This window comes from Bartonella sp. AU18XJBT, from assembly GCF_028618595.1.
Classification (GTDB): domain Bacteria; phylum Pseudomonadota; class Alphaproteobacteria; order Rhizobiales; family Rhizobiaceae; genus Bartonella.
The window spans coordinates 1-3,808 of record NZ_JAQITE010000078.1 but is presented as its reverse complement, the minus strand read 5'-3'; the positions used below and the strand labels follow the sequence as shown (position 1 = coordinate 3,808).

The following is a 3,808-nucleotide window of genomic DNA, read 5'->3' as shown; positions in this document are numbered from 1 at the left end:
TTTGAAAAGAGCAAAAGCGGTGCTTCTGTAGGTGTTGGAATTGCAAGCGCTAAAGATACGGGCGATCAATGGGAAACCACTTCCACACAATCACACATCACGGCACGCCAAGATGTGCAGATTACTGCTGACAATGATGTAAACATGCAAGCAGCAGATGTTTTAGCTGATCGTGATGTGAACATCGATGCTGGCAATAATATCACCCTATCAGAAAGCTATGATACCTCTAACGCAAAAGAAAAGCATGAAAAGTCTTTTGCTGGTGTGACAGCCTCTGCTGATATCGGTGTTCTTGGCACGGTACAAGGCTTAAAAGATGCCGCAGATCACATGAATAATAAGGATGGTAACAATACAGTTATTAATGGCATACTGACTGGCATGAAAATCAGTCATCTTTATAGTAAAGGCAAAACCTTTGTTAATTGGCTGACTGGCAATACGGGGGAAAAGGGGAACATAACCAAAGGACTGAGTAACCCATTAGGAGGGATGGGGGGGGGCCACCAAAGATGCTCTTGCCAATATGGCTGGCGCATCTGGCAGTGTAACCGTGGGCTTTAAAACTGAGAAGGCGGAGGCATCTGTTCAGACATCTACCGCAGTGACAGATAGCATAGAAGGTGGACGCGCTGTCAACATGCATGCCCACAAAGGCAGCATTCATGGTGTTGGCGCTGATATTATCGCTGGTACCAATCCAATCTATGTGCTGGACAATGATGCACAGAGCGGAAATATCACCATGGAAGCAGGGCAACATATCACCTTTGAAAGTGCACAAAACACGCAAAGCACACAAAACAGCAGTGAAAGTTCTTCAATGAGTGTTGGCACCGGTTATGGCACGGGTGGCGCAGGGGCAACGGGCAGTGCTGCTTTTAGTCAAGGGGAAGGTTCCAGTGAGGAAGTTCAACACAAAAACAGCCATATTATAGGTAGCGGCACAGTTCATACCATAAGTCAGGCAAACACCACATTGGCAGGCGCCGTGGTTTCTGGAGAGCGTGTAGAAATGGAAGTAGGGGGTGATTTTGCCATTACCAGCCGCAGTGATACGGGACAAACTTCCAGTAAGCAAAACTCTGTTTCTGTTGGGTTTGGTGCTGGACAAACGGGTGGTGGGGGCTCCATGAGCGCCTCTTTCCAAAAGGATAAATCCTCCAGCGATTATCATAGTGTTGTGGAACAATCAGGCATCAAAGCGGGTGATGGCGGCTTTAAGATCAACGTTAAAGACAAAACAACGCTGACCGGAGGACTTATTTCCAGCACAGCCTCAGCGGACAAAAATAGCCTGACCACAGGAAGCATTAGCACCAGTGATATCAGCAACAGTGCCCATGCTAAAGCCAGCAGCCATGGGTTTAGCATTTCTGGTGGCGATGCTTTGCAACAGGGGAAATATGGCATCATAAAAAATATTGCTAAAAATGCTTTAAGTCATGGAAAAGCTAAGGATGCAGCGGAAGGGGAAACCAAATCTGCTATCAGCGATGGGACTATCATCCTTACTGATATCACTGGACAGAGGGCGATGGGGCAAGATGCTGGACAAATCATTGATGCACTCAACCGCAACACCGCAGCAGCCCACCAAGCCGTTGCACCGGTGGACGCCACATCGCTTGAGGGGATCGTTCATAATCGCGTAGATATGATCAATGATTTATCGGATGAAGGATTGGGATACTGGGACAAAGTGCGCGAAGTCGCAAATGTTAAAGAGCATCCAGTAGGTGAGATTTTGCATGATGAAAATGGCAATGTCCTCTATTTAACCGATGAAAATGGAGAGTATATAAAAGGCAGCGATGGAAAAAATATTACTCTGTATCGCTATTTAAAACCAGGAGAAGAAAATCATTTACAAAAAGGCTCTGATGGCAACAGGCGTATGTTCTATAATGGTATTTCTAATTCATCTGATGAAGCAGCCCGTAATGCCGTCAAAATGGCTGATAATGCGCATGAACCCCTTTATTTTACCTACCACCCCCAAGCTAAAGATAAGCTAGTAGAGTTCGGGGTAGCAATTTATGAGTATTTTGGGGGATGGAGTAATTCGACCAAGAAATTCCAAGATTTTGCCTCTCGTTATGGTAATGATGGGGCGATTGTTAGTGCGCATAGTCGTGGTAGCTTAACAGTAGGCAATGGACTACGTGATTTTGAAAAGCGCGGCATCCACGGTATAGCAGAAAAAACAGATATTTATCTTTATGGACCAGCGGATCATGCTCAATCGATAGCGAATGCATTATATGTCGTAAGCGATGGCAAAAATGATCATGTTTACTTACAAAGCCATGCATCTGACCCTATTAGTACGTTGTTTGGTTACAATGCACCTACTTTTTATAAAGTACCTTTAAATCTAGATGTTTCACTTTTGGAGAAAGGTATAAAAAATCCTTTATATATGACGCTGTTTGTAGGAAACAGTTTATTGACTACAGCAACCTCTCCATTGATAGAGGGAGGGAGGGCGTTAGGCGGTTATGATCCTAGTCCCCATAATTGTTATGGTGATGCAAGTAAAGCGTGTATAACTAATTATGGAACATCTCCTACTAAACAAATTCATTCAATTTATTCGACTGTAGATCATTTATGGAAGAAAAAATGAGACAAATTTTAAAATTATTGAGTGGTATAGTCCTATTAAGTGTGACTGGATGTGACATATCAAAAATTGACAGCAGTCCTCCAGAGTACGTGAGTATGTGGGAGAAGGCAGGTGCAGATTCTACTGAGGTAGGAAAAGCCCTCTTAGAATGTGGAATGCCGAGCCTTATTGATGCTGATTCAGAAAATAGAAAGCTTAGTGTTAATGAGGATGCAACAATTTATGCTTGCATGGTTCAATCAGGATTCCATTATAAAGGGAGAGGAAACTGGTGTTATACATTTAGAGAAGAAAACCTTCCGATTTGTCAGCTTGGTGCTGTCATCCCACAGAGAAGTGTTGAGAAGCGCTTAAATAGCCCATTTTGTAAAAGAAGTCCAGTACAACCTGAATGCAAACCTTAAGTGTTTCTATTGGTGATGGTCAACAATCTCCCCTCCTTGCCTTCACTTGGAATGGCGGGATTGTTTTTTCAATCCACCATCTCAATATTGTATGTAAAGCAATATGGCGTAGAATGTACTTAGTAATCCTATAACGTTGCGTCATAGGACGGATTGTGCACTCTCTAGGGTGATGAGTTTGAGAAAGCCTTGTCCGTCCTTACGTGACAAGGTTTTTTTATGCCGCGTCGTTATAACGTTGCTGTTTTGCTTGTTCGATGACATTCAAAAGATCCGATTGTAACCAACGGGATAAAAAACCAAATTTTAAAGGTTTTGGCAAAGAGCCATTGGTAACATGACGGCGGAATGTTGAGACACTCATATGAAGCAATTTTGCACTTTCACGGTCTGTCAAAAGAATATCATTTTCTGTCATACTAAAATCCTTTCTATCAAAATGAGAACAAATCATAACTATTTATTAACCACATTTTGGTTCATTTTTGAAGGTATTTTATTTATAGAAAACAATATTTTATCATATAATTTGTAATGTGATAATTTATGAATCTTATTGAGAAAGAATGAGAGACAAGAGAGCTAAAGTTATCCACAGATAATGGGGTTATTCACCCCATATCTTAAGATTGACCTGTGACATATGCCGCCCATTTATCCATATAGACACGGCGCTGTTCTAGATAGTCAGTACGACGATAGGCACGCTCTACTTGTCCTCCGACCGTATGACTTAAAATGGTTTCAGCGATCTCATAGGAGGCATCGGTTG

Annotated in this window: 3 protein-coding genes and 1 pseudogene; 2 read left to right on the top strand and 2 right to left on the bottom strand. The window is 42.5% G+C overall.

Annotated elements, in window-relative coordinates; all coding sequences use genetic code 11:
- Positions 1–2,632, top strand: a pseudogene (locus PVV60_RS09695) (hemagglutinin repeat-containing protein); the annotation flags it as partial.
- Positions 2,629–3,036: a hypothetical protein gene (locus tag PVV60_RS09690; protein ID WP_273724574.1), complete on the top strand. Its 408-nt coding sequence runs from the start codon at positions 2,629–2,631 to the stop codon at positions 3,034–3,036. The pseudogene PVV60_RS09695 and the gene PVV60_RS09690, both read left to right, overlap by 4 nt.
- A gap of 217 nt (positions 3,037–3,253) precedes the next feature.
- Here PVV60_RS09690 and PVV60_RS09685 read toward each other — a convergent pair whose 3' ends face one another.
- Together PVV60_RS09685 and PVV60_RS09680 are read right to left on the bottom strand one after the other, a co-directional pair.
- Positions 3,254–3,454: an AlpA family transcriptional regulator gene (locus PVV60_RS09685; RefSeq protein WP_015856172.1), complete on the bottom strand. Its 201-nt coding sequence runs from the start codon at positions 3,452–3,454 to the stop codon at positions 3,254–3,256.
- A gap of 205 nt (positions 3,455–3,659) precedes the next feature.
- Positions 3,660–3,808 (bottom strand): integrase (locus PVV60_RS09680; RefSeq protein WP_273724573.1); only part of this gene is annotated, 149 nt, incomplete at its 5' end.

Coding starts and splice junctions, on each gene's coding strand:
- PVV60_RS09690 (WP_273724574.1), top strand. CDS start 2,629: ATGAGACAAATTTTAAAATTATTGAGTGGTATAGTCCTATTAAGTGTG.
- PVV60_RS09685 (WP_015856172.1), bottom strand. CDS start 3,454: ATGACAGAAAATGATATTCTTTTGACAGACCGTGAAAGTGCAAAATTG.